This window comes from Heyndrickxia sp. FW510-T9 (assembly GCF_058781025.1).
The window spans coordinates 151,639-174,680 of sequence record NZ_JBYSWK010000003.1 but is presented as its reverse complement, the minus strand read 5'-3'; the positions used below and the strand labels follow the sequence as shown (position 1 = coordinate 174,680).

Below are 23,042 nucleotides of genomic sequence, written 5' to 3'. Positions count from 1 at the left end.
ATAGTGAAAATTCTTAATATTAATGTCCTTATTAATTGTACATTTTTTGCAATGAATGTTATTATCCAATTAATATAGTTTTCTATTTTTGGAGGAAATTCAACATGACAAATCAATTCGAGTTGGCAACATTCGCTGGAGGTTGCTTTTGGTGTATGGTTAAGCCATTTGATCAATGGGACGGCATTGAAAAAGTCGTTTCTGGATATTCTGGTGGCCATTTGGAGAATCCTACATATCAGGATGTTAAGACTGGTACAAGTGGACATTATGAAGTAGTGCAAATTACATTTGATCCTTCCATATTTCCATATGAGAAGTTATTAGAAATTTATTGGCAACAAATTGATCCAACTGATGCAGGCGGGCAGTTCCATGATCGTGGTGATTCATATCGGACAGCGATTTTTTACCATAATGATCACCAGAAAGAACTTGCGCAAGAATCAAAACAAAAGCTTGCTGAGAGTGGAAAATTTAAGAAACCAATTGTAACGGAAATTCTTCCTGCTGCTACATTTTATCCTGCAGAGGATTATCATCAAGATTACTATAGAAAAAACCCTAATGAGTACAAAGAGGACCGAAATAAGTCTGGACGTGACGACTTTATTAAGAACAACTGGGAATAGGATTAATTAAAGGCATGTGGTAAAGTCACATGCCTTTAAAGTTATATTTTTGTTTACATAATATAGTTATTGACATCTTTTCTTTCCACTGGCAAAATGATATCCACGGTTGTACCTTCGCCAAGCTGACTTTCGAACAAAATTTTTCCACGGTGTGCTTCAATAATTTTAAAACATATTGTTAAACCCAAACCAGTTCCCTTTTCTTTGTGTGAATAAAATGGTTCCCCTATTCTTTTGAGACGTTCGTCAGAAATTCCGATTCCATTGTCCTTAATTTGAATTAATACATACTCATTATCTTGTTTCGCTACTTTTATTTCGACTTTGTTTCCTGATTTGGATGCTTCTATCGCATTTTTGATAATATTGATAAATAACTGTTTTAATTGATTGGCATCACAATTAATCATTGGAATAGGTTCATTAATTTCCAGTGTCAATTGTATGGAGAGCATATTTGCTTCTGATTTTAATAAGGACGTTACTTCATTTAATGTTTGGATAAAATTGCATTTTTTGAAGATAATTTCTTGGGGCTTTGCTAAAACGAGTAATTCACTTACAATTTCATTGATATGATCTAACTCTTTAAGGACGATATTATAATAATCCAGATCTTTTTGGTTTTCTGATTTCAAAAGCTGGATAAATCCTTTTATGGAAGTGAGCGGATTTCTCACTTCATGAGCCACACTTGCGGCTAGTTCTCCTACAATAGATAACTTCTCGGTTTTTCTTAATTGTTCCTCTGTTTCCTTTAATTTTGTAACATCTCTTCCAATGACAACCAATGCTTTTCTGCTACCATCAGAGTTAAACAAAGGAACTCTTATCGTATCAAACGTTTTAATGCTTCCATTAGGGAGTGGTATTACCTCTTCTGTTCTATAAGTCGATCTTTTTTTCCAAGTAAGCTGATCACTTTTCATATTTGAGAGTAAAGTTTCTTGATGAAAATTAGAATAATTGGCTAACTCAACATCCTTTTTGCCTTTGTAGTCGACATCATCGAGCCCAAAGAGCTGCAAACAAAATTGATTTGCTTGTAACCAGCGACCGTCGCGGTCTTTAAACGTCACAAAGTCAACCATCGCATTAATTAAAGTTGATAATCTTTTTTCTTCTTGCTTAATGATATCAAATTCTTCCTTCTTCATTAGGATAAAATAAATAAATCCGCCAGTTAAAAGGATATATATAATACCTTTAATTCTTTCCACTATTAATACTACGGATAAATTTAAGCCCAAAAATCGCATGATGTATTCGGATAGAAATATCCATATAATACTAGCTGCTAAGAAAATTAGCAAAATTTTCGTTTTCCGCACTTTGTCCCCTTCTTTGCCCACTTTTTTATCATGATTTAAACAATTGTAATATAATTCTTATTGTGGAAGCAAATTAGCTATAAATTGGCCTATATAAGGCTTAGTGTTAGTTCAGCAAATATAAAAAGCCTACACAAATGTGTAGACTAAATAGCTTAAACCGATGCTGGAAGGACTGACTCTTCTGGTGATTTGTGTTCTTCATCCAATTCTTTAATTTCTTTATGATAGGAAAGTAGAATAGTGGTTATAATCCAAGCTACCCCTAAAATGATTAAAAATAAGCGTATGCCACTATTTTCACCAACTCCTAGCCAACCTCCGAGAAGCTTTCCACCAATTGCATTAGATGACATAATTGGTGTAAATACATGTTCTAAAAGTGGAGAAGTTAACGAAAAAGAAATTGGCATTAGTGACATGGCTATCATCCTTCGTAATGCAAATACACGGCCTTGAATAGGAAGTTCAACCTTGCTCTGCCAAATGACCTGGGAACATGTATTACCAAATGGCAGGAAGAAGAAGGATATGAAGATAAATATACACATGACTGGAATTGAATCGCTTGCCCATATCATAGTGAAAAATAAAGAGCTAATAAGACCAAAACCAAAAACACCTCTTGTTTTTCTTTTCGGACCTCCCCATGCGCTCATTACCAAACCGCCTAGTACCATACTTAAACCGATACAAGACATAACAAATCCAAGACTTTTTTCATTACTTAAGGAAAGTATAAGTGGTTGAAGTAAAACGTTTTCGAACCCTAATATGAAATTAGCCATAGAAAAATACATTAAAAACCATAACAAGGCCTTGTTCATTCGTAAATACTGAATCCCATCCTTGATATCAAGAATGATGGATTGTTTTTTTCTGGATAATGCAGAGAAAGCTATTTTTGGTATTTTTACCATTAGCAATGAAAATATTGCTAAAAAGAATGAAAAAAAGTCAATGATAAGAATTCCTTGAAGATGTATAAATGGTAGGATTATTCCTGCAATTGGCGGTGCTACGATAGTAGAAGCTGCATCTGACATTTGAATGAGTCCATTCGCACGTCCGAGGTGTTTTTTTTCCACGATTTGTGCAACAATCGCTTGATAAGCTGGGAATTGCATTGCTCCCGCAATGGACCACATAATTACCGCTGTATATATATGCCATAACTGTATTTGTGAAAAAAATACAATTGCACAGATACCTAATGTAGCACACCCAGATAAACAATCACTAACAATCATCATTCCTTTACGATTCCACTTATCGACGATTGCACCTGCAAATGGTGCAATAAGAAGCCCTGGAACGGACATGCATATCAATGTTGTAGCAAAATTGGCTACCGATCCAGTTTTTTGTAATATATATACCCCTAAGGCAAAGGAAGTCAAGCTAGAACCTAAAAGGGAACCGAGTTGACCTCCCCATATCCATAAAAATGTTTTAAACCCTGTATTCCCTTCCACCGATATCCCCCATTTGTTCATGATTTCGCAAACATAGATACAAGTACTCCGTATAGCTTTTCCCCTTTCGGATCTCTTGTTTTGATTCTTTTCTCCCACTTTTCCATTAAGTCGTTTAACTCTTTTTCTAATTCCTCTTTCTCTGCTGGATGGAGATGCAAATTCAATGTACGCAATAAACTACGATCCTTTTCTTTATCTAATGAGTATAGAATTTGTTTCTTTACATCACTTAAAGTTTTATCAACGATTTCATGCTTCCCATCTGAATCAAGCTTGTTAATGAGAATTCGAACATCCTTAGCAATAGGCAAATAATATTTCTCAATTATTCCATTTACTTCTTTAGTATCATAAAGGAAAAGCAGTCCCACCTTTACTAGTTCTCGTATGTGGTAATGCACTTTCGACGGTGAAAGACCTAGCTCATCCGCAAGTTGCTTGGCGGTTCTAGGCTTTTGATCAAAATAAACAGTAAAAATTTTCATTCTAAATTCGTTTGTTAATATCTTTGCTTCTTCCAGTGTCGAAATCTCGTACACTTCTAATTGTTCCTGCATGAATTTGTCACCTTCAAAAATTATTTATCGTTCAAATTAATTTGAACGATTTGTTATTATTGATTATATGAAAAAATATCAGAAGAAACAATGAAATTTTATAATTTTCTATAAAAAGATTTTTTATTAAAACATAAAAAAGAGCTATCCCCTGTTGGAGATAGCATTACCTACTATTCTAGCTCAACTTGTTTAGTTTCCTTTCCAAGGAACAGGATAAAAAGGACACCGATTATGATAGATACACAGAAAATCGTGAAGATATAATCGGTTGAAACCTTTTGGGCTACAAGATTTCCGACTAATAATGGGCCAAAAATTCCTCCGATTCTGCCAAAACCAGCTGCCATTCCTGTTCCCGTCCCACGAATTACGGTTGGATACTGTTCAGGTGAATAAGCGTAAAGTGCCCCCCAGGCTCCCAAATTAAAAAAGGAGAGGAACATTCCTGTAACAATTAACAAGCTTAGGCTCTCGGAATGACCAAAAAGGTAAGCAAAAATAGCTGTTCCAAGTAAAAAAGTTACAAGTACAAATTTTCTTCCCACTTTTTCAATTAGCCAAGCGGCAGTAAAATATCCAGGAAGCTGTGCTAATGTCATGATTAATACATATTCAAAGCTTTTGATCATGCTGTAGCCTTTTAAAGCCATCACACTTGGCAGCCATAAAAACATGCCATAATAAGAAAATACGACAGTAAACCAAACAATCCACAGCATTAATGTTCGTTTTGCATATTTTTTTGACCAAACCTGCTCAATTTTTTTGAGGAAAGATTGTTGGTTCTCTTTATTTACTGATTGAAATCGTGGCGAATCCGGTAAACTTAAACGTAAATATAAAGCATAAAATGCTGGAAGTGTACAAATTAACAATGCAATTTGCCATCCGAATTTCGGGATTACAAAATAAGAAATAAGTGCTGCAATTAACCAACCACCAGCCCAAAAACTTTCTAATAGCACAACGATCCTACCACGGTCCTTTGCTCGAACACTCTCAGAAACGAGTGTAGACGCAACAGGAAGCTCTCCGCCTAATCCCATGCCGATGAAAAAACGTAAAATAAGAAAGATGGTAAGTGTTGGGGCAAGTGCTGAAAGTCCACTTCCAATAGAAAAGAATAACAAAGTAATCATAAAAATTGACTTTCGTCCAAATCGGTCGGCGAGAATTCCAAACAGTAGTGCTCCAACAGCCATTCCAATCGAATTTATACTGCCAATCCACCCCATTTGTGAAGGATTCAAATTCCAATCCTTTTGAAGTGCTAAAATAACAAATGATAATATTCCCACATCTAATGCATCAAACATCCAGCCAGTACCGGAGATGAGTAGCAATTTTTTTTGGGAAGCTGCTAAACTTTTTTCCATAATGTACTCCTTTAAAAATAAACTAGTTTCTATGAATAAAAGATTCATGTATAAATTGCTTTTTCCAACATGAAATATAACACTTTACTATTCATATGTAAAGACACATATAAAGACTTCTGTTATTCTGTCAAGTAGCTTTCAGTGCTATATTTTAATGGTTATGCTCATTTTATACATCCGTGCTTGTGTTCTCTTGTATCTGATTGTTATCATGGACATGGACTAAGTAAAAAAGGATGTTATGGATGAAAAAATATATTGTCATTGGATCAGGTATTTTAGGAGCTTCCACTGCTTACCATCTTGCAAAAGCAAATGCCGAAGTAATTGTTGTAGATAGAAACGATTTTGGTCAAGCAACTGATGCGGCAGCAGGAATAGTATGTCCTTGGCTATCACAACGAAGGAATAAAGCATGGTACGCTCTTGCAAAAGGCGGTGCGAAATATTACACGTCACTAATTAATGATCTTGAAAAAGATGGTGAAATAAATACAGGATATTCCAGAGTTGGTGCAATCAGCATTCATGCTGATGAGGAAAAGTTAAAAGCGATGGAAAAACGAGCATTAAAACGTTTAGTAGATGCACCTGAGATTGGAGAAGTCAAAGTACTGACTCCAGAAGAAACGAAGTCACTATTTCCACCTCTTGCCGCTGGATACGGATCAGTTCATGTAAGCGGAGCCGCTCGTGTTGATGGTCGTGCCATGCGGAATGCATTACTTAATGCTGCTCGAAAACACGGGGCAAAGATAATACTTGGCGAAGCAAACTTACTAGTTGATGTAGATAAAGTATTGGGTGTAACGGTAGAAAATGAAACAATATTTGGCGATTCCGTTATTGTTACTGCTGGTGCGTGGGGAAACCAAGTATTAGAAGCTATCGGTGTAAATTTCAAGGTGCATTTTCAAAAGGCGCAAATTATTCATCTAGAATTGCCTGACGAAGATACAAGTACCTGGCCGGTAGTGATGCCACCAACGGATCAATATTTATTGACTTTTGATAATGGTAGAATTGTGATTGGAGCAACTCATGAAAATGATGTTGGATTTGATACTAGAGTTACAGCTGGTGGGATGCAGGAGATATTAAACAAAGCGCTTGAGATTGCCCCAGGTTTATTAAATAGTACCGTTCTTGAAACTAGAGTTGGATTTAGGCCATTTACTCCCGAATTCCTTCCCGTTATAGGTGAACTTCCAGGATTCAAAGGTATATTTGTTGCAAATGGTCTCGGTGCATCGGGATTAACTATGGGGCCATTTATTGGTTCACAGTTAGCTAAGCATGCATTGGGTGAGGTAACAGAAATTGATTTGAGTTTATATGATGTAGCTGGAGCAGTTCAAGTTAAGTAATTGAGTTTGAGCCGCCACCTACTTAATTTTAGATTTGGAATGGGTATGAGCTTCTATTTATTGTTAAAGAAAATATGAAAATATCACTTTTATAATTATTTATTATGCTAACCGGTACCCTTAATACAAAAAATAATATATGGTATCATTACGTTGCTAATAATTACTAATGTAAGATTTTTATTAGGAGAATTTAAGTTATGAAAACTGTTAAAATATTTGAAGATTTACTAGGATATATAGTTGGATTATTACTCATTGGATTAATCATTCTTTTGTTAATGAAAGGTGATTCTTCCGTCCTTACCTTACATGTTCCGAAATCATTAAGTAATTTAAATACTATTTTTATAAGTATATTACTAGAAGCCATTCCTTTTGTCTTACTAGGAGTTTTTGTATCTTCTATTATTCAACTATATGTATCAGAGGAAAAACTTCAAAAATTCATACCAAAGAACCCCTTTCTTGCGTTGATTCCAGCAGCTTTATTTGGAATTATATTTCCAGTGTGTGAATGTGCAATTGTACCGGTTGTTCGAAGACTAATAAAAAAGGGCATGGCATTACATGTAGGTTTAGTATTATTAGTCGGTGCACCTATATTAAATCCTATCGTTTTTTTCTCTACATACTTTGCTTTTCGAATGAACATACAAATGGCATATTACAGATTTGGACTAGCGTTTATCACTATTATTATTATAGGATTGATTATTTATTTAATTTTCCGTAATAAAGACCAATTAAAAATAACGAAAGAAGACCTTATTTCTGCTGAGAATAAGGAATCTGTAAATTCAGCCAAAAGCTTTAAATCAGTTATATACCATGCAAGTGATGAATTTTTTCAAATGGGTAAATATTTAATCTTTGGTGCTTTTATTGCAAGTTTATTTCAAACATTTTTTGATCGAAATATTCTTCTTAGCATTGGAGCAAATAATTTCACTGCTCCCCCTGTAATGATGGGATTTGCCTATTTATTATCATTATGTTCTGAGGCAGATGCGTTTGTTGCTGCATCATTTATGCATTCTTTTTCAAAGGGCTCTATTTTGGCTTTTCTACTGTTTGGCCCGATGATTGATTTTAAAAACACCATTATGCTTTTTGGCTATTTTAAGGCAAAATTTGTTCTTGTTTTTATGATAGTCACAACTATAGTTGTTCTAAGTATTATATATGTTCTTCAATTGGTGGTTTGGAGGTAAATTAATGGAACAAGAAAACAAGAAATTAAATCATGTTTATGTAAGAGGCTTATTATTAAGTGGTTTCACTATTTTGCTTTTAAAGCTACTTATTACAGGTGATCTGAAATATTATATCTCACCGAAGCTTGCACCTTTAATTTATTTCTCTGTTTTTGCATTTTTAATTATGGGAATTGGACAATTCTTGAGGAATAGAAAAAACGATGATGAAATTGATTGTGATTGTAGTAGTGATCATGGAGTATCGTCTTCTGGAAAGAAATCCGTACTCGTCTATACAATGTTTATCGTACCTGTTATAACAGGGATGTTTTTTACAAACACTGCTCTAGATAGTACTTTTGCTGCAAATCGAACGGTACGATTTGGTGAAAAGACGCAAACAATAACTGCAGAAAATCAAAGAGCTGCCAAGCAACCTAATCAAACTCAAGAATCTGATGATAAATATGCAAAGATGGAGAAGAAGCTATACTCCAGCAAAAAGATTATTGTACATGATGATAATTACATTTTTACTATGAACACTATCGAGCAAAATCTCGATAAATTTATTGGGAAAGAAATAGAGTTTGTAGGATTTGTATTTAAACCGGATGGCATTAAGAAGAATGAAATTGTTGTAATAAGATTTGGCGTTACATGTTGTATTGCTGATGCTGATGTTATGGGTATATTATCCAAAGGAGAAGTTAGTAATCTACGTGAAAACCAGTGGGTAAAAGTTGATGGGATTATTGAGAAAGGTTCTTTTCAAGGTAATACAGTGCCATCTCTAAAAATTAAAACAATTAAAGTGATACCTAAATTAGCCAGTCCTTATGTGTATTTTAAATGATATCCATTTTTTGTTTACGAATGCTTATTCTTTCGTATTTTTAAAAAGTAATGCTTGATAAATATACCTAGAATTAAGTTCCGAATGGCAATTTAATATTTAAACATAAAAATATTGAGTTTATTTAAATTACATTCCTAATTGTCCACCAAATATTACTATAGAGGTGGACAATTAGGAATGAATGATCAATAAATAACGATTACAACTGCACTTTCGATAGTGGATGAAACATTTCCATTTTTAACTCTTTACCTATTAGAATAAACACAGGGTTTCGATTGTCATTTTTTCCTAAACTTGTGTAACGGGCTACATTATCTGCATATTGAACGTGAGTAAGATATGGTTCACCTTTTAATTTAACTAGTCCTTTTGCGCGTATTACATCTTTTGGTAAACTGTTTAACCATTTTGTTAATATTCTTTTTTCTACTATAGGAATATTATCTAGTTTAATAGTTACGATGTCTCCATGTGAAGAATCATGATGATGATGGTGATGAGTATGATTATGAGGATTTTCATTACTCATTTTTTCTGTTATTTCCTCAGCTTTGCTTAATCTTTTTATGTCTATGTTACTAAATGATGTTAAGTATACTGGTACACCTACCTCTTTTATCGAATCAATTTTCTTTTGGATTTTTACCTTTTCTTTTTCGTTTACTCGATCTATTTTGTTCAATAGAACGACTGTGGAATGTTGTACTTGTTCTTTTAATAATGTTCTAATTTCTTTAGAACTAGCGAAAATACTTAAGTAATCCAAAAAGTGACTGGCATCCACAACCCCGATAGTAGATTTTAGTTGAAATACTTCTTGCATTTCCGCACGAGAAAATACTTCTGTAATATCTCGCGGATGAGCTACTCCTGTTCCTTCTAAAAGCAATACATCAATATTTTCATCAACATGCTGATTAGCTAGTAATTTAAGTGTATTAGACAAATCATCTTGAATAGTACAGCAAATGCAACCATTTAAAAGTTCTATAACGGACTGCTCTTCAAACATATGAGATTCAACGTTAACTGCACCTAATTCATTTAATATGACCGCTACTTTTTTATTTTCTTCTTTAAAATGACGAAGCATTTTTAGTAGTAAAGTAGTTTTACCACTTCCCAAAAATCCATTTAAAACATAGGTTTCAATCTTTTTCATGAATAAATGTCCTCCTAAGTTTAATCTTTAAACGAAATTATTACGATTTACATATTATATTATATGTCTATGTAAATATCATCAAGCTATGATATATTATTTTCTTTTATTAATATATTTTCATTTCAGAAAAACATTTTCAAAATTTACTCTTATATTTGCTTGACTTTTCAATTGATAACGATTATCATTATCACCAAGGACACAATTTACCCAGAGACTCTTTCTCTACCCCCTTCTTGAAAGAGTCTCTTATCAACATAAAGGTGGGCTAAAATGATAATTCTACCATTGATTACAACAGTTGCATTTTTTATTCTGATGGCTATTGTATTTAATCAATTTAATAAAGAGTCGAATAATTGAACAGCCTTGCCAACCAACTTATTCTAAAACTTTTATGAAGTTCCTTTTTTATATAGCTCATAAAAACAAATAAAAAACCCACATTTTGTTAGAATAATTCCTACAAAATATGAGTTGAAAGTTTATCATAATAATAATTATGCTTTTGATGAATGTATATTATTATTCGTAAAAATTTTCCTAGAAATGCCACTGAAAAACATTATCCAGAGGTATCTTTTATATTTACTCTCCTAAATCCTCATTTTGATACACTTGCTGTACATCATCTAAAATTCAACGAAAATTGTTCTTATTTCAACGTTTATTTGACTTGCTTTATGTATGAAAATTAATATGTTAATAATAATATTTTGATAGATTTTTGCAATAACTTAATGTAAGTCTATCATAATATTTCTAAAAAAAAATATCCAGCCACAATGACTGGACACAAAGAGTAAAGTAGAAAGTTCAGTAATAAAAAGGGGGTTAAAACTATACTTGTACCTTATTGTAAGCTTTATTAAAGATTATTTCATGAGTCGAAATATATAGGATAAATTATCCATTTTTGGATCTATCAAATGCTTCTTCATATATTAATTTATAGAACGTATCTAACGCTAAATATTCAGCAGTAAAAATAGAATCGTAGAATCCATGTTCCTTGATATTTCGGAATGCATGGTTAATTACTATATATACAGGTTTAGTTTCTTCAAACAGAGTACTATCATTCATCTATTCATCTCCCATTTGACATTCTTATAAAAAAATACTCCTCAATTTGAGGAGCGAATATATATTAATTTGATTTTTTATGATTTTGTTCTTGATGACTTAACAAAAATTCTCTTATCTCTTCGATCGATAATCCAATATTTCTTGCTTCCATCAAAAGCTCATACCATTCTTGAGACAATTGATCATATTGAATCGATATGTCAAAAACCTCCTTTTTTAAGTATCCAATCAAATCATACTATTTTCCTGTGAACAAATTCTGAACAAAAACAATGTATGTGATAGACTGCTACGAATGACAACCTATGATTATATATTAATTATGTAGATGCTTCCAGCTCTTTCCGTAAATATTATTCCATATATTATGGTATCCTTTACCATATTCTTCCGCAGTCTTATGTATAAAATCACTAACCTTATTACGTCCAAATTAGAAATTGTAAATATCTGGTGGTAATTACAGTAGATTCATGTCCCAATAGCCTGCTCAAACTGTATACATCTAAGCGTAATCGTAATTGCTTCTGAGCGTAACAATGCCTTACGGTGTGAGGCGAACACCTAATCGAATCTCTTACTTTTGCCATCTTCCCTGCTTCCTTAACAATTTTTTCAATCGCATTTACTGTTAATGCTTTTCCGTTTCGAGACAAAAAGTAATTATTATCAATCATCATTTTGTCTTTGAAGTATTCATGTTTAATACGTTCGTATTTAATTTGGTATTTTTTAAAATATGGACAACTACAGTCCAAGTACCTTTCTTTACTACCTTTCTCAAATATTTTAATTAAAGTATCCATGATATCTAAATGAGTTAGAGAACAAAGTTCAAGGTTTCTGATTCCCAAATCCACAAAAAAGATTATGATTAGCCTATTCCGGCAATTCTGATAGGTATTTTGGGGAAAGGCATTAATCATCCGTTTAATTTCATCATCAGTACACGTCTTAATGATAACTTTCGGTTCTTTCATAAATTTTACAGATAGAATTGGATTTCTTTTTTCAGCAATATAACCTTCTTCCACCATGAATTTGAAAAAGGAACGCATACACTTATGGACACTATTTATGTATAATTCAGTCAAACCTTTTTGCTTCAAATTCATTCTGTAATTAATTTAGTAATGCCTTATTATTGTTTTTGTAACCTTTGATTGTTCTAGGTGAATAATTTTTACTTTCCAAGTCATATAAAAACTCTTTGTACTCATCTTCTAAATACAAACAAAAAACCCACTCTTCGTAAGTATTTTTCATACAAAAAGTGAGTTTATGTTTGTCATCATAATAATTATGAATCTTGTGAATGTATATCAATATTCGTTTAATTTATCGGCAGATTATATTGGAGAAAAATCTTATAGAAAGCCTGCTTTTTGTTTTACTCTCCTAAATCCACATTATGGTACACTTGCTGAACATCATCTAAATCTTCCAGTGCATCAATTAATTTTTCGAACTTAGCACTTGCGTCATCTTCAAGAGTAATATCGTTTTGTGCCATCATCGTAATCTCGGCAATGGTAAATTCTGTGATTCCTGCATTTTGGAATGCCTCTTGTACTGCATGGAATTGGTCCGGTTCTGCATAAACGATCACAGACTCGTCTTCTTCTAAGATGTCACGAACGTCTACGTCCGCTTCCATTAAAATTTCAAGTGCATCGTCTGCTGTTTTGCCTTCTAGACCAATAACAGCTGTTGAATCAAACATGTATGCTACTGAACCGCTCACGCCCATGTTACCACCATTTTTACCAAAAGCAGCTCTTACATCAGAAGCAGTACGGTTCACATTATTTGTCAATGCATCGACGATAACCATGGATCCATTTGGCCCAAAGCCTTCATATCGTAATTCATCATAGTTCTCATCAGAACCGCCCTTGGCTTTTTCAATAGCACGGTCGATAATGTGTTTTGGTACATTATATGTTTTTGCGCGTTCAAGTACAAATCTTAGCGCTTGGTTTGATTCAGGGTTTGGCTCGCCTTGTTTTGCCACAACATAAATTTCACGACCGAATTTTGCATAAATTCTACTAGTATTTGCATCCTTTGATGCTTTCTTTTCTTTAATATTATTCCATTTACGACCCATGTTTCGAACACTCTCTTTCTACTTTAAATCTAAAATGAATATCAATTAGAAAAATTAGGTTATTATGTCGCTTTTGTTCAATTTACATTATACCTCAAAAACTTTAGCTTGTGGAATAATAACGATACTCTAAATGCTTCATAAAAAATCATGGTACATATTAAATGAATACTATAAGACACTTATCATCTAGCCTCTTCCCTATTTCCTAAAAACCTATATACGACGAATACTAGATAACTTAGAAAAACTGCAAATAAAGAAAACATCAATGACACAACTAACATCGTTAACGTTAAGATATTTATTCTATTAATAAGCAAGTTAATTTGAATAGAGGGAATATGAAGACATGCAGAAATACTGATTAATATAAAAAAGAACAAGAACAATGCAATGATTCCACTTGCAGCTCCTTTCATATCCGCTTTGCTCAATGCCATGTTAGAAGAAATACATATCGACAAAATAAGGAATAGCCAAAACTGTGGTTGTAGAAATTGATGAAGATTAAAGAGATCTTTAACAAATAGCAAAATGGTTAAAAAAGAAATGGAAAATAGATTATTTACTGTATTTCCTTTTACCTCTAGTAGGATAAATCGAGAAACAGCTTTATAAGTATCTGGCATAGTAAAATACAAACATAAAAAAATCGCGAAAGCTCCACCTATGATGGGAGCGATACCTATAAAAAAATTTCCTACTCTTTGATATAAGCTCCTTGGGTTATATTGGTGCTCCACATACCCTAATATGCCATTTCGACTGCTGAATTGGAGAAGTTTTATTTTGTTAACTCGATGGTGAAAGATAAAGCACATAATCGCATGACTTAATTCATGTATTGGTGTACCGATCCAAGCAGTAAGAAGTATTCCCTTGCTACCAAATACGCTTACAAGAAACCGATATGTTACCCGTTCAAGTATTCCTATGCAAAAACCTACCACTAATATGCCTCCTATTAGATGAAGCATATCTACCAAACTAACAAATAAAAGATTTAACAATATGGTTGAAATGGACTGCAAATCTATCAATATTAACACCTTTTTCATTAAATTTATATCTATATCATTTTATTATAACTAATACCAATCCTGATTATTATTTATCAGCTATCTGAATATATATGTGTAAAGGGGGAAATCGAAATGATGGCTGGTAAGGTTTTAGAGCTTTGCTGTACAAATCGAAATTGCAAAACATGGTTTAAATCACCTTTTTCATTTGGAAATTTAAATGCATTTGATATAAACGCTTTCAAAGGTCTTCAAGCACAATGCCCGATTTGTGGCCAAATGGTAACAGGAACAAAAGAAAACTATCGGATCTCCACAATAAGTTAATGGTGCCTGGCACCACAAACAGACACTTGTCCACCTTACAAGAATAATTTGTGAATGTTTTATAACCTCAAAGAGAACCTGTGAAATTTAAACAGGTTCTTTTTCTATTATTTTATTGCTTGATATACAGTATCTGCTATATTGCTGGATAATGCGGTTGTACTAGGGTATGTGCCGTCTTTCGGTAGCCCATTATTTTGTTTATTCGTTAAGATGATAATTTGTAGGTTATATGTTGGATCTATAATTAATTGTGTACCTGTAGAACCATTATGACCGAATGCATCCTTTGAATGAAGAGAGCCCATAAACGGCTGATTCCGTTCCCAACCTAAACCTTGTCCAAAACGATCTTCAGCTGTAAATTGATTAATCGTTTTATCTTGAAATATTCTTGTATTTCCATATTCCCCATCATTCAATAACATTTGCCCCATGACAGCTAAATCTTTTGCGGAGGAAAATAAACCCGCATGTCCAGCTATTCCTTCATTTCCATAATAGCTATTACCATCCTCCACTTCCCCTACAAAAGTATAGGATCTCCATTTTGAAAACTGATTAGGTTGAAGTCCAAGATCGTTAATCTCCTTATATTCATATGGATTTCCCCATGAAGTTGCTGCTATATCTTTCCTATTCTTCTTATTCGGTGTAAACATCGTTCGTTTTAAACCAAGAGGTTGATAAACTTGAGAATCAAGATATGCATCTAATCGTTCATTTGTTACCTTTTCAATGATATACCCAAGCAACATAAAATTAAAATCACTGTAGACACGTTTCGATCCCGTCTCGTATGCCAATTTCAGGTTGTTTATATAATTCAATATCCCTTCTGAGTTACTAGCATACAGGTAGGCAGGCTCCCAATCAGGCAGTCCTGAACTATGAGTTAACAAATCTTCTATCGTTATATCGGCTTTATGAAACTTTCCGAAACCAGGAAAAAATTTAACCACTTTATCGTTTACAGATATCCTTCCTTCTTCCACTAGCTTCATGATTCCTTGCGTGGTAGCCATCACCTTTGTAATAGAAGCAAGATCAAACATTGTATTAACAGTCATCTTTCTTGGATGGGAAAGGACTTTACCTTTATCAAACTTTTCTGCATAGCCATAGGCGGTATTTTTGATAATTTTCCCATCCTTTGTCACTAATACCACTGCTCCTGGTGTTATACCATCTCTAATTGCTTTTCTCATGATAGAATCAATTTGTGATAATTTATTACTATCTACCCTTACAAGCTCTGGCTTGCCATCTCTTAGAACAAGATTCTCGTTTTTCTTCGTATGTATTTCGTTATTTATAGTAAAATAAAGCACTATACTTGTTAATAATAGACTAATCGGTAAGATATATTTCATCATATATAGGACTCCATTTTTCAGTTCTTGTGGATTTATCTTATACCCATTCAAGATAGTATTCAAGATAATAAAAAAATAAAGGAACACTCGAATTCCTCAAATGTTCCCCTGTTATATAGTCATTCGTTTCGGTAAATACCTAGTTAAAACTACATTCAATCCCATTGAACGCCAAAGTTACCCTGCAAAGAGTGCTGTAAAACATTCATAGATATGACGAACACTTCTCTTCACAGAACACATATGCCGAATAAGTGGCTTCAGTTTATCGAATGTATGATTGAGGTGTATTCCCTTCGAAAATCAGCTAAACTCATTGGTGCTCATTATGTGACGCTTATTATTTGAGGCATAAAATTTTTACTGCATTAAAGCAGATGGATTTTGAACTATTTGAACGAATGGTAGAAATGGATGAAACATATTTTCTCTATTCCGAGAAAGGAAAACGGAATATCCAAGAACGAAAACTAAGGTTACGCGGTGGGAGTTCAGAGTTTAGTGGAATAAGCAAGGACCAAGTATGCGTTCTTGTAGCTAGGGACCGCTAGTTCTTTGTTCCTTTAACATGCAGGTTAATTCAATAATCGGAAGGAAAAAGGTATATCGAAAGGAAATTATTTGATATACCAGATTAAATTAAGGAGAGAAGGCTATGAATAAATCATTTATTGATCAAGTACATTATATTAGAATTCCTGTAAAAGATTTAGAACTGTCTGCACAATGGTATAGAGTTGTATTAGGGCTCCAGTTATTAAATATTACTGAGGAACTTGCGATTTTACAAGTAAATGAAGGACCTTTCTTACTTATCTTAGTTCCTACTGAAGATGAAACATTTGCACATTTTACAATTGATAATGAACAAGAATTTAGCATTGGCTTTACAAGTCCAGAATTATCTAAATTTCATCAACACTTAATTGATAATCAAGTTAAGGTCGAGGATATAAAAGAAGATAATGGTCATGCCTTTTTCCACTTTTATGACCCAAATGGTAATAAACTTCAAGTACACTGGTAAGATTATAATAAATAAATTACCTTATTTCATTAACCAGTGCTTTAACGTAATAAGAACGGGAACGTCCAAATCAAACGTTCCCCTATTGTAGTCTATTTTTCATTATTTAGTGGCACTAATTAAATGTGTTAATTGAAGACTTTTTTTAATTTAATCCGTTATTGTTTCGCCTAATTTTAATTGTATTAACGAATTTTTATTTATACCCTGTCTTTCCCATTCCTTCCACATTCGATCGATTGCTTCTTTTGGCGTATCGTCTGCCAACCGAAAAGCACCATAGTGCATCGGGATAAAATAGTTTGCCTTTACATCCAAGAAAACTTGAACGGCTTCTTCAGGATTAATATGCTGAGGAGCCATAAACCATTCTGGTTCATATGCTCCAATCGGAATTAAAGCATAATCAATTGCAAATGTTTCGCCGATAATTTTAAACTCATCAAAATAACCACTATCCCCAGCGAAATAAATTGTTTTCCCCTCTCCTTTTATCACCCAACCTCCCCAGTGGGAAGTATTTGTATCTGTCAATGTTCTCTTTGACCAGTGCTTCGCAGGGACAAATGTAAAAGTTACTTCTTTTATCGTTGTCTTATCCCACCAGCTAAACTCATTTACAGGCGTAAATTTTTTCTTCTCAAACAATTTTTTCAATCCAATTGGAACTAAAAATATTGGACTTCCTTTTAGCTTCCTCAAAGAAGGAATATCTAAATGATCATAATGACTATGTGATATCAAAACAACATCTATCTCGGGCATTTGCTCAGGTGTTAAGCCAGGATCAGATAATCTCACATCAAACCCCATTCTTCTTGCCCAAACGATATCCGTTACTATATTCAAACCTTGTATTTGGATAAGGAAGGATGAATGCCCGATCCAAGTAATGGTTGTGTCCACTCTATTTGTCTCCAAATATACATGTTTTTTATCCAATTCCTGTGGTACGACAAATGATAAATCCTTTACTTTTTTACGGCGTTCTTTCTGCCACCGCATCATGCTCTTAAAGGAATTAATATTTTTATCACCATTTGGGTTTGTATATCGAGTTCTTGCCATTTTATGTATCCTCCTCAACCTGATAAACTCCAGATCTTCCTAATTATAAGTATTAAGGAAAATATCTTTGAAATCAATGAAAAAGAAAGCTTGTTTCAGTTTGATTTTTCCTTAACATTTAATTCTGATTTTTCTAGATAATTCGCTTTTGAATAAAAACCTCTTTTCAAAATAGTAATTTTACCTTATACTAATCAAAAAACACGAATGATTCATCTCGTATAATCGCAGAGATATGGTCTGCAAGTTTCTACCGGCTCGCCGTAAATGAGCTGACTACGGGTGAAAGTTTATTTGACGTGGTTGTTTGACCCCGTATGAAACTTTTCACTTGTAAAAGTTTCATACGGGGTCTTTTATTTTTCTGGAGGTGCAGCATGCTAAGTCTTAAAGAAAGAATTCTCAAAGAAGGTCGTGTTATTTCGGATGGTGTTTTAAAAGTTGATTCCTTTCTTAACCATCAAATTGACCCACAATTAACGTTTGATATGGGAAAAGAATTTGCTTCCTATTTTAGTAATAAAAATATCACAAAAGTATTGACTCTTGAATCATCAGGAATCCCCCCCGCTCTAACAACCGCTTTGGAATTAGGTGTTCCAATGGTTTTTGCAAAAAAACAAAAGCCGATGACCATGAAGGGTGATGTTTGGGTAGAGAGAGTTTTCTCTTTTACAAAGCAAATTGAAAATGAAATTCATATTGGAAAGTCCTTTATATCTCCAACAGATAAAGTACTAATCATTGATGATTTTTTAGCTCACGGAGAAGCGGCACTTGGACTGGCATCAATCGTAAAACAAGCTGGTGCTGAAGTTATCGGGATTGGAATTGTGATTGAAAAAGCCTTTCAAGAAGGTGGACAAAAGCTAAGAGATGCAGGTTTCGACGTTCTTTCACTAGCAAGAATCAAAAGCCTTATCAACCTTACTGTAGAATTTATCGAAGACTAATATAGGGGTGAGAGATGTGAAGAAGAAATTTGGGGTTTGGAAATTTGGTGCTCTTGGATTTCAGCATGTGTTAGCTATGTATGCTGGAGCAGTTGTTGTTCCTTTAATAGTCGGACCAAAAATCGGGATGACAGCAGAACAATTAACATATTTGATCTCCATCGATTTATTTTGCTGTGGGGTAGCATCCTTACTTCAGGTTATTGGCGGTAAATATTTTGGAATAAAACTACCGATTTTATTAGGATGTGCCTTTCAAGCAGTTGAGCCAATGATTGCAATTGGGAATAAATCTGGTATTACTGCTATTTATGGAGCGATTATCGCTTCTGGTGTTATCGTCTTTATTTTAGCGCAATTTATGGATTATATTATTATGTTATTCCCTCCTGTTGTGACAGGCTCTGTTGTTACCATCATCGGTGCATCTTTAATAGGCGCAGCTATGGGTGATATCACAGGCCAAGCAAATACACCAGGATATGCTAGCGGAACAAATTTATTATTAGCGTCTATTACGTTTGTTGCCATCGTTATTATGAATAGATTTTTCAAAGGCTATTTAAAAATGATTGCGGTTCTTCTTTCTTTAGTTTTAGGAACAGTGGTTGCATCATTTATGGGGCTTGTTGATTATTCTGTTGTTGGGAAAGCATCTTGGTTCCACATGGTACACCCTTTCCGTTTTGGTGCTCCAACCTTCCATTTTTCAGCAATTTTAAGTATGGTTGTAATTGGCATCGTAAGTATGATTGAATCAACTGGAGTATTTTTCGCCTTAGGAGACACTGTTGGGAAAAAAATCGAAGGAAAGGATATCAAACTTGGACTTCGTGCTGAGGGTCTTGCCCAGGTTATTGGAGGAGTGTTTCAGGCTTTTCCATATACAACGTATTCTCAAAATGTTGGTTTAGTCGCTTTAACAGGAGTAAAATCACGTAAAGTCGTATTCTCTGCTTGCATCATTATTATGGGTCTTGGACTTTTACCAAAAGTTGCAGCACTAACAACAATTATCCCTAATCCGGTATTAGGTGGCGCAATGATTCCGATGTTTGGAATGGTAATTGCAACTGGTATTCGTCAGCTTGCCCAGGTTGACTTTAATCGTATCGAAAATATGTTTATCATTGCATCATCCATCTCGATTGGAGTTGGTGTTTCGATTGCACCTGATGTCATTTCAAAACTCCCTGAGTTTATTCGTTTAATTCTTGGTAGTGGAATCGTTTCTGGTAGTATAGTAGCGATTATTTTAAACCTATTGTTCAATGGATTGAAGGGACATGAAACAAAGAAAGTGAATAAAGAAAATGCGCAGTTAGCAAATTAAGCTTTTAAGGTACACATATTGTGTACCTTTTTTGGTTCCTGGCGGCAAACGTGGAAATTATTCACAACATATAACCCCGTTCAAGAGAGAACTGGTTAAAAAATTTAATTATTCGTGTATTCCTCTTTAAGTATGCTATATATTTCTAAATCAACAACTCCTTTGTCTGACCATAAAGAAGCTTGTCTTAACAATCCTTCTTTCATAAATCCGTTTTTCAAGAGGACTTTCTTTGAAATCTCGTTTGCAGGCATGACCTCTGCTTGAATTCTGTTAATATTAACTTCTTCAAATAAAAATTTTACTAACGTTTGAACGGATTCGGTTGCAATGCCCTTACCCCAATAATCTTCTGCCAAAAAGTAACCAATAGTTACCATGTTCACTTTTCGGTTAAAGTCCATAGATTCAAAAACTCCAACCAATTTATTACTTTGATTCTTCTGAAAGATACCCCACTTGACTCTTCTTTTATTTTGGTAATCCTTATCAAAATGACCAATCATCTTACTTACCGTTTGTAAGTTATGTCTAGGAATCATCCCGCAATATTCGAATACTTTGTCATTGTCGTAGATCGAATATAATTCTTGTAAGTGTACCTCTTCGATTTTTTTTAATATCAGATTCGTAGATTCCAATACTGGAAAATCCCCAAAAACTTTTTCAATATTCATGTTATTTTCCCCCTTAGGCTAGTCCTCAATTGGTATGTAGATCTTCATTTTCATTTCATTCGGAATTGTTGAATTTAAGACATCCGTTATTTCAAAATCTGGTCCATCTCTTCTTTCAAATTTAGAATTCGGTAACAAGGTGCCATAGATGTATCTTCTGGTGTTTTGAACTAAATCAGTGGTTCCGTTGACTTTGAATTCAGCATATTTACTTTTAAACAAAAGCCCTCGTTGCTTTAATCAGATTTCATGATAGTTATTGAAAGTTGTCTAAACCAATTAATATTCTAATGCTTTATTAACTGATTCAATTGCATGTATTTCTGTTGTATTGAATAAAGGAATTTCTGAATCCTCTTGTTTAACTAATAATCCAATTTCCGTACACCCTAATATGATTCCTTCAGCACCATCTGCAACTAAGTTTTTGATAACTTCCTTGTAATAATCTCTTGATGATTGCATGATTTCACCTAAACATAACTCTTCATATATAACTTTATTAATCATATCTCTTTCAGTATCATTTGGAATTATAACTTTAATTCCGTTAGATTCTATTCTGGATTTATAAAAATCTTGCTCCATAGTGTACTTAGTGCCCAATAATCCTACCGTTGAAATATTTGATTTTTGTATTTGATTGGCAGTAGCATCAGCTATGTGTAAAACAGGAATAGTTATTTTTGCTTCTATATAATCAATTACTTTGTGCATCGTATTTGTACAAACTACTATAAATTCTGCACCTGCTTTTTCTAAAGATGATGCAACTTCTCCTAATATTTTACCTGCACTTTCCCAATTACCTTCCGCTTGATAGCGTTCAATCTCGGCAAAATCAACGCTATATAAAAGACATTTTGCAGAATGCAATCCGCCCAATCTGTTTTTTACCTCTTCATTTATGCATCGATAATATTCAACCGAAGACTCCCAACTCATTCCACCAATTAGTCCAATAGTTTTCATAAAGTTCCCCCTTTTTTGTGCTTGTTAAGCTAAATCTCCCAGTTAGTTCGCCAAGATTATTCTCTTAAATCCACTCTTTTCCGTGTTCGCGAATGAATCGAAGTTCCTCTTGATAATGTTCATAATGTCCTTCGTCAATCATTTTTTGAAACGCCATATCGCCTTCTTTAGCTTTCCTTTGCATGGTTTTACATAATCCTTCTATTCGTAACAAAACCATCTTTAAAAAACCTTTTTCAATTCCTTCCATACCATAGGAATCAAAAAACAGTTTTACTCTTTGTTTGATTCGCTCAGCATCCTTTAACGAATCATAATAAATGGCTTCGCCTTCTTCCGTATGATAAAGTCTACTTAAAGGAACGCAAGTGTATAAGGTATAGGCGATATCCCAAAGTCTTGTACCAGGAGCAGCAAAATCAAAATCAATCACACCTACTGGTTTTTCGTGATTAAAAATAATGTTATAGATGGCAAAATCATTATGGCAGATCACCTCAAATGGCTGGGGGGTGTTATCAATGGGTTGCCAAGGTTCTACCAATGGAAAATCACTCACCGCATTATGATAGAGACGAAGCATTTTTGCGATCTCTTTTAATGCCTCATCCGACCACATGTATTTTTTTAGCGGATAATTACCTGCTTCTCCTTCGATAAAGGATAAGATCTCTCTCCCTTTTTCATCAATACCTAGAAACTTTGGCACACTATTTAATCCTTTACTTTCAAGGTGCTTTAGCAATGTGTGAATTTTAACACTATCAGGCTTTAAATCTCGTCGAACGGTATCACCCGAACGATATACGGTTGAGACATTCCCTCCTGTTAACATTTGTTCATTTTCGTTCTGGATTTTCATTAAAATTCCCCCAATTTAGGGACGCTATAATTGTGTCAATAGAGATGTATTTTTGCCCATAAATAAAAGCAGATATACAAAGGTATCTGCTTGGTAATGGGAATGTAATTGTCCACACCATGTGTCCCTTGAATGATTTTAGATAGACAAATAAACGCATCCTTAAGAATCAAGGACCGTAACTGTCTTTATCTAGTTGAATAATCATTTCAAGATATTCCACACATATGTAGTATAGATTCCCCTT

23 protein-coding genes, 2 pseudogenes and 1 riboswitch are annotated in these 23,042 nt (G+C 33.8%); of the genes and pseudogenes, 9 read left to right on the top strand and 16 right to left on the bottom strand.

Annotated features, from left to right (window positions below; translation table 11 throughout):
* The first annotated feature begins 104 nt into the window (after window positions 1-104).
* Entirely contained in the window at window positions 105-632 is a 528-nt protein-coding gene (gene msrA, locus AC3WJF_RS03195) for a peptide-methionine (S)-S-oxide reductase MsrA (protein WP_492449652.1), read from the top strand.
* Window positions 633-685: 53 nt separating this feature from the next.
* Here the strand turns inward: msrA and AC3WJF_RS03190 are convergent, their stop codons facing one another.
* The 4 genes from AC3WJF_RS03190 to AC3WJF_RS03175 form a co-directional block, all read right to left on the bottom strand.
* Window positions 686-1,966 (bottom strand): ATP-binding protein, encoded by a 1,281-nt coding sequence (locus AC3WJF_RS03190; RefSeq protein WP_492449651.1) that lies wholly within the window; start codon window positions 1,964-1,966, stop codon window positions 686-688.
* A gap of 155 nt (window positions 1,967-2,121) precedes the next feature.
* The gene (locus tag AC3WJF_RS03185) at window positions 2,122-3,441 is read right to left on the bottom strand and encodes an MFS transporter (RefSeq protein ID WP_492449650.1); all 1,320 of its coding nucleotides are present in this window, start codon (window positions 3,439-3,441) and stop codon (window positions 2,122-2,124) included.
* A gap of 17 nt (window positions 3,442-3,458) precedes the next feature.
* Complete coding sequence (locus AC3WJF_RS03180) at window positions 3,459-4,001, bottom strand: ArsR/SmtB family transcription factor (protein WP_492449649.1); 543 nt, start codon at window positions 3,999-4,001, stop codon at window positions 3,459-3,461.
* Window positions 4,002-4,174: 173 nt separating this feature from the next.
* The gene (locus tag AC3WJF_RS03175) at window positions 4,175-5,380 is read right to left on the bottom strand and encodes an MFS transporter (RefSeq protein WP_492449648.1); all 1,206 of its coding nucleotides are present in this window, start codon (window positions 5,378-5,380) and stop codon (window positions 4,175-4,177) included.
* A 248-nt stretch (window positions 5,381-5,628) separates the two neighbouring features.
* Here AC3WJF_RS03175 and AC3WJF_RS03170 point away from each other — a divergent pair, with 248 nt between their 5' ends.
* The 3 genes from AC3WJF_RS03170 (at window position 5,629) to AC3WJF_RS03160 (ending at window position 8,805) form a co-directional block, all read left to right on the top strand.
* Window positions 5,629-6,750: an NAD(P)/FAD-dependent oxidoreductase gene (locus AC3WJF_RS03170; protein WP_492449647.1), complete on the top strand. Its 1,122-nt coding sequence runs from the start codon at window positions 5,629-5,631 to the stop codon at window positions 6,748-6,750.
* A gap of 200 nt (window positions 6,751-6,950) precedes the next feature.
* The gene (locus AC3WJF_RS03165; RefSeq protein ID WP_492449646.1) at window positions 6,951-7,964 is read left to right on the top strand and encodes a permease; all 1,014 of its coding nucleotides are present in this window, start codon (window positions 6,951-6,953) and stop codon (window positions 7,962-7,964) included.
* A 4-nt stretch (window positions 7,965-7,968) separates the two neighbouring features.
* Window positions 7,969-8,805 (top strand): TIGR03943 family putative permease subunit, encoded by an 837-nt coding sequence (locus AC3WJF_RS03160; protein WP_492449645.1) that lies wholly within the window; start codon window positions 7,969-7,971, stop codon window positions 8,803-8,805.
* A gap of 202 nt (window positions 8,806-9,007) precedes the next feature.
* Here the strand turns inward: AC3WJF_RS03160 and AC3WJF_RS03155 are convergent, their stop codons facing one another.
* From AC3WJF_RS03155 to AC3WJF_RS03130, 6 genes are all read right to left on the bottom strand, one after another.
* Entirely contained in the window at window positions 9,008-9,973 is a 966-nt protein-coding gene (locus tag AC3WJF_RS03155; RefSeq protein WP_492449644.1) for a CobW family GTP-binding protein, read from the bottom strand.
* Window positions 9,974-10,882: 909 nt separating this feature from the next.
* Window positions 10,883-11,062 (bottom strand): hypothetical protein, encoded by a 180-nt coding sequence (locus AC3WJF_RS03150; protein ID WP_492449643.1) that lies wholly within the window; start codon window positions 11,060-11,062, stop codon window positions 10,883-10,885.
* Window positions 11,063-11,126: 64 nt separating this feature from the next.
* A complete protein-coding gene (locus AC3WJF_RS03145; RefSeq protein WP_492449642.1) occupies window positions 11,127-11,297 on the bottom strand; it encodes an anti-repressor SinI family protein in 171 nt (56 codons plus the stop codon).
* Window positions 11,298-11,487: 190 nt separating this feature from the next.
* Complete coding sequence (locus tag AC3WJF_RS03140) at window positions 11,488-12,159, bottom strand: tyrosine-type recombinase/integrase (protein ID WP_492449641.1); 672 nt, start codon at window positions 12,157-12,159, stop codon at window positions 11,488-11,490.
* Between the two features lie 296 nt (window positions 12,160-12,455).
* Window positions 12,456-13,175, bottom strand: a complete 720-nt coding sequence (locus tag AC3WJF_RS03135; protein WP_492449640.1) for a YebC/PmpR family DNA-binding transcriptional regulator — start codon at window positions 13,173-13,175, stop codon at window positions 12,456-12,458.
* A gap of 185 nt (window positions 13,176-13,360) precedes the next feature.
* Window positions 13,361-14,236: a hypothetical protein gene (locus AC3WJF_RS03130; RefSeq protein ID WP_492449639.1), complete on the bottom strand. Its 876-nt coding sequence runs from the start codon at window positions 14,234-14,236 to the stop codon at window positions 13,361-13,363.
* 96 nt (window positions 14,237-14,332) lie between these two features.
* On the opposite strand from AC3WJF_RS03130, the gene AC3WJF_RS03125 reads away from it, so the two are divergent.
* Complete coding sequence (locus tag AC3WJF_RS03125) at window positions 14,333-14,527, top strand: hypothetical protein (protein ID WP_492449638.1); 195 nt, start codon at window positions 14,333-14,335, stop codon at window positions 14,525-14,527.
* Between the two features lie 107 nt (window positions 14,528-14,634).
* Here the strand turns inward: AC3WJF_RS03125 and AC3WJF_RS03120 are convergent, their stop codons facing one another.
* On the bottom strand, window positions 14,635-15,903 hold the full coding sequence (locus AC3WJF_RS03120; protein WP_492449637.1) for a serine hydrolase: 1,269 nt from the start codon (window positions 15,901-15,903) through the stop codon (window positions 14,635-14,637).
* A 118-nt stretch (window positions 15,904-16,021) separates the two neighbouring features.
* Between AC3WJF_RS03120 and AC3WJF_RS03115 the strand changes: the two are divergent.
* Window positions 16,022-16,451 (top strand): annotated as a pseudogene (locus tag AC3WJF_RS03115) (IS1595 family transposase); the annotation flags it as partial.
* 107 nt (window positions 16,452-16,558) lie between these two features.
* Window positions 16,559-16,930: a VOC family protein gene (locus tag AC3WJF_RS03110; protein WP_492449636.1), complete on the top strand. Its 372-nt coding sequence runs from the start codon at window positions 16,559-16,561 to the stop codon at window positions 16,928-16,930.
* Between the two features lie 150 nt (window positions 16,931-17,080).
* Here the strand turns inward: AC3WJF_RS03110 and AC3WJF_RS03105 are convergent, their stop codons facing one another.
* Window positions 17,081-17,998, bottom strand: a complete 918-nt coding sequence (locus tag AC3WJF_RS03105) for an MBL fold metallo-hydrolase (RefSeq protein WP_492449635.1) — start codon at window positions 17,996-17,998, stop codon at window positions 17,081-17,083.
* Window positions 17,999-18,195: 197 nt separating this feature from the next.
* Window positions 18,196-18,297: riboswitch (purine riboswitch) on the top strand.
* A gap of 78 nt (window positions 18,298-18,375) precedes the next feature.
* Here AC3WJF_RS03105 and AC3WJF_RS03100 point away from each other — a divergent pair.
* Both AC3WJF_RS03100 and AC3WJF_RS03095 read left to right on the top strand, forming a co-directional pair.
* Complete coding sequence (locus AC3WJF_RS03100) at window positions 18,376-18,951, top strand: xanthine phosphoribosyltransferase (protein WP_492449634.1); 576 nt, start codon at window positions 18,376-18,378, stop codon at window positions 18,949-18,951.
* A 16-nt stretch (window positions 18,952-18,967) separates the two neighbouring features.
* On the top strand, window positions 18,968-20,284 hold the full coding sequence (locus AC3WJF_RS03095; protein WP_492449633.1) for a nucleobase:cation symporter-2 family protein: 1,317 nt from the start codon (window positions 18,968-18,970) through the stop codon (window positions 20,282-20,284).
* A gap of 104 nt (window positions 20,285-20,388) precedes the next feature.
* Here AC3WJF_RS03095 and AC3WJF_RS03090 read toward each other — a convergent pair whose 3' ends face one another.
* The 4 genes and pseudogenes from AC3WJF_RS03090 to AC3WJF_RS03075 form a co-directional block, all read right to left on the bottom strand.
* On the bottom strand, window positions 20,389-20,961 hold the full coding sequence (locus AC3WJF_RS03090) for a GNAT family N-acetyltransferase (protein WP_492449632.1): 573 nt from the start codon (window positions 20,959-20,961) through the stop codon (window positions 20,389-20,391).
* Window positions 20,962-20,979: 18 nt separating this feature from the next.
* A pseudogene (locus tag AC3WJF_RS03085) lies at window positions 20,980-21,177 on the bottom strand (GyrI-like domain-containing protein); the annotation flags it as partial.
* Between the two features lie 63 nt (window positions 21,178-21,240).
* Window positions 21,241-21,933: an aspartate/glutamate racemase family protein gene (locus AC3WJF_RS03080; RefSeq protein WP_492449631.1), complete on the bottom strand. Its 693-nt coding sequence runs from the start codon at window positions 21,931-21,933 to the stop codon at window positions 21,241-21,243.
* 64 nt (window positions 21,934-21,997) lie between these two features.
* Window positions 21,998-22,795, bottom strand: coding sequence for a phosphotransferase enzyme family protein (locus AC3WJF_RS03075; RefSeq protein WP_492449630.1), 798 nt, complete (start codon window positions 22,793-22,795; stop codon window positions 21,998-22,000).
* Window positions 22,796-23,042 lie beyond the last annotated feature (247 nt).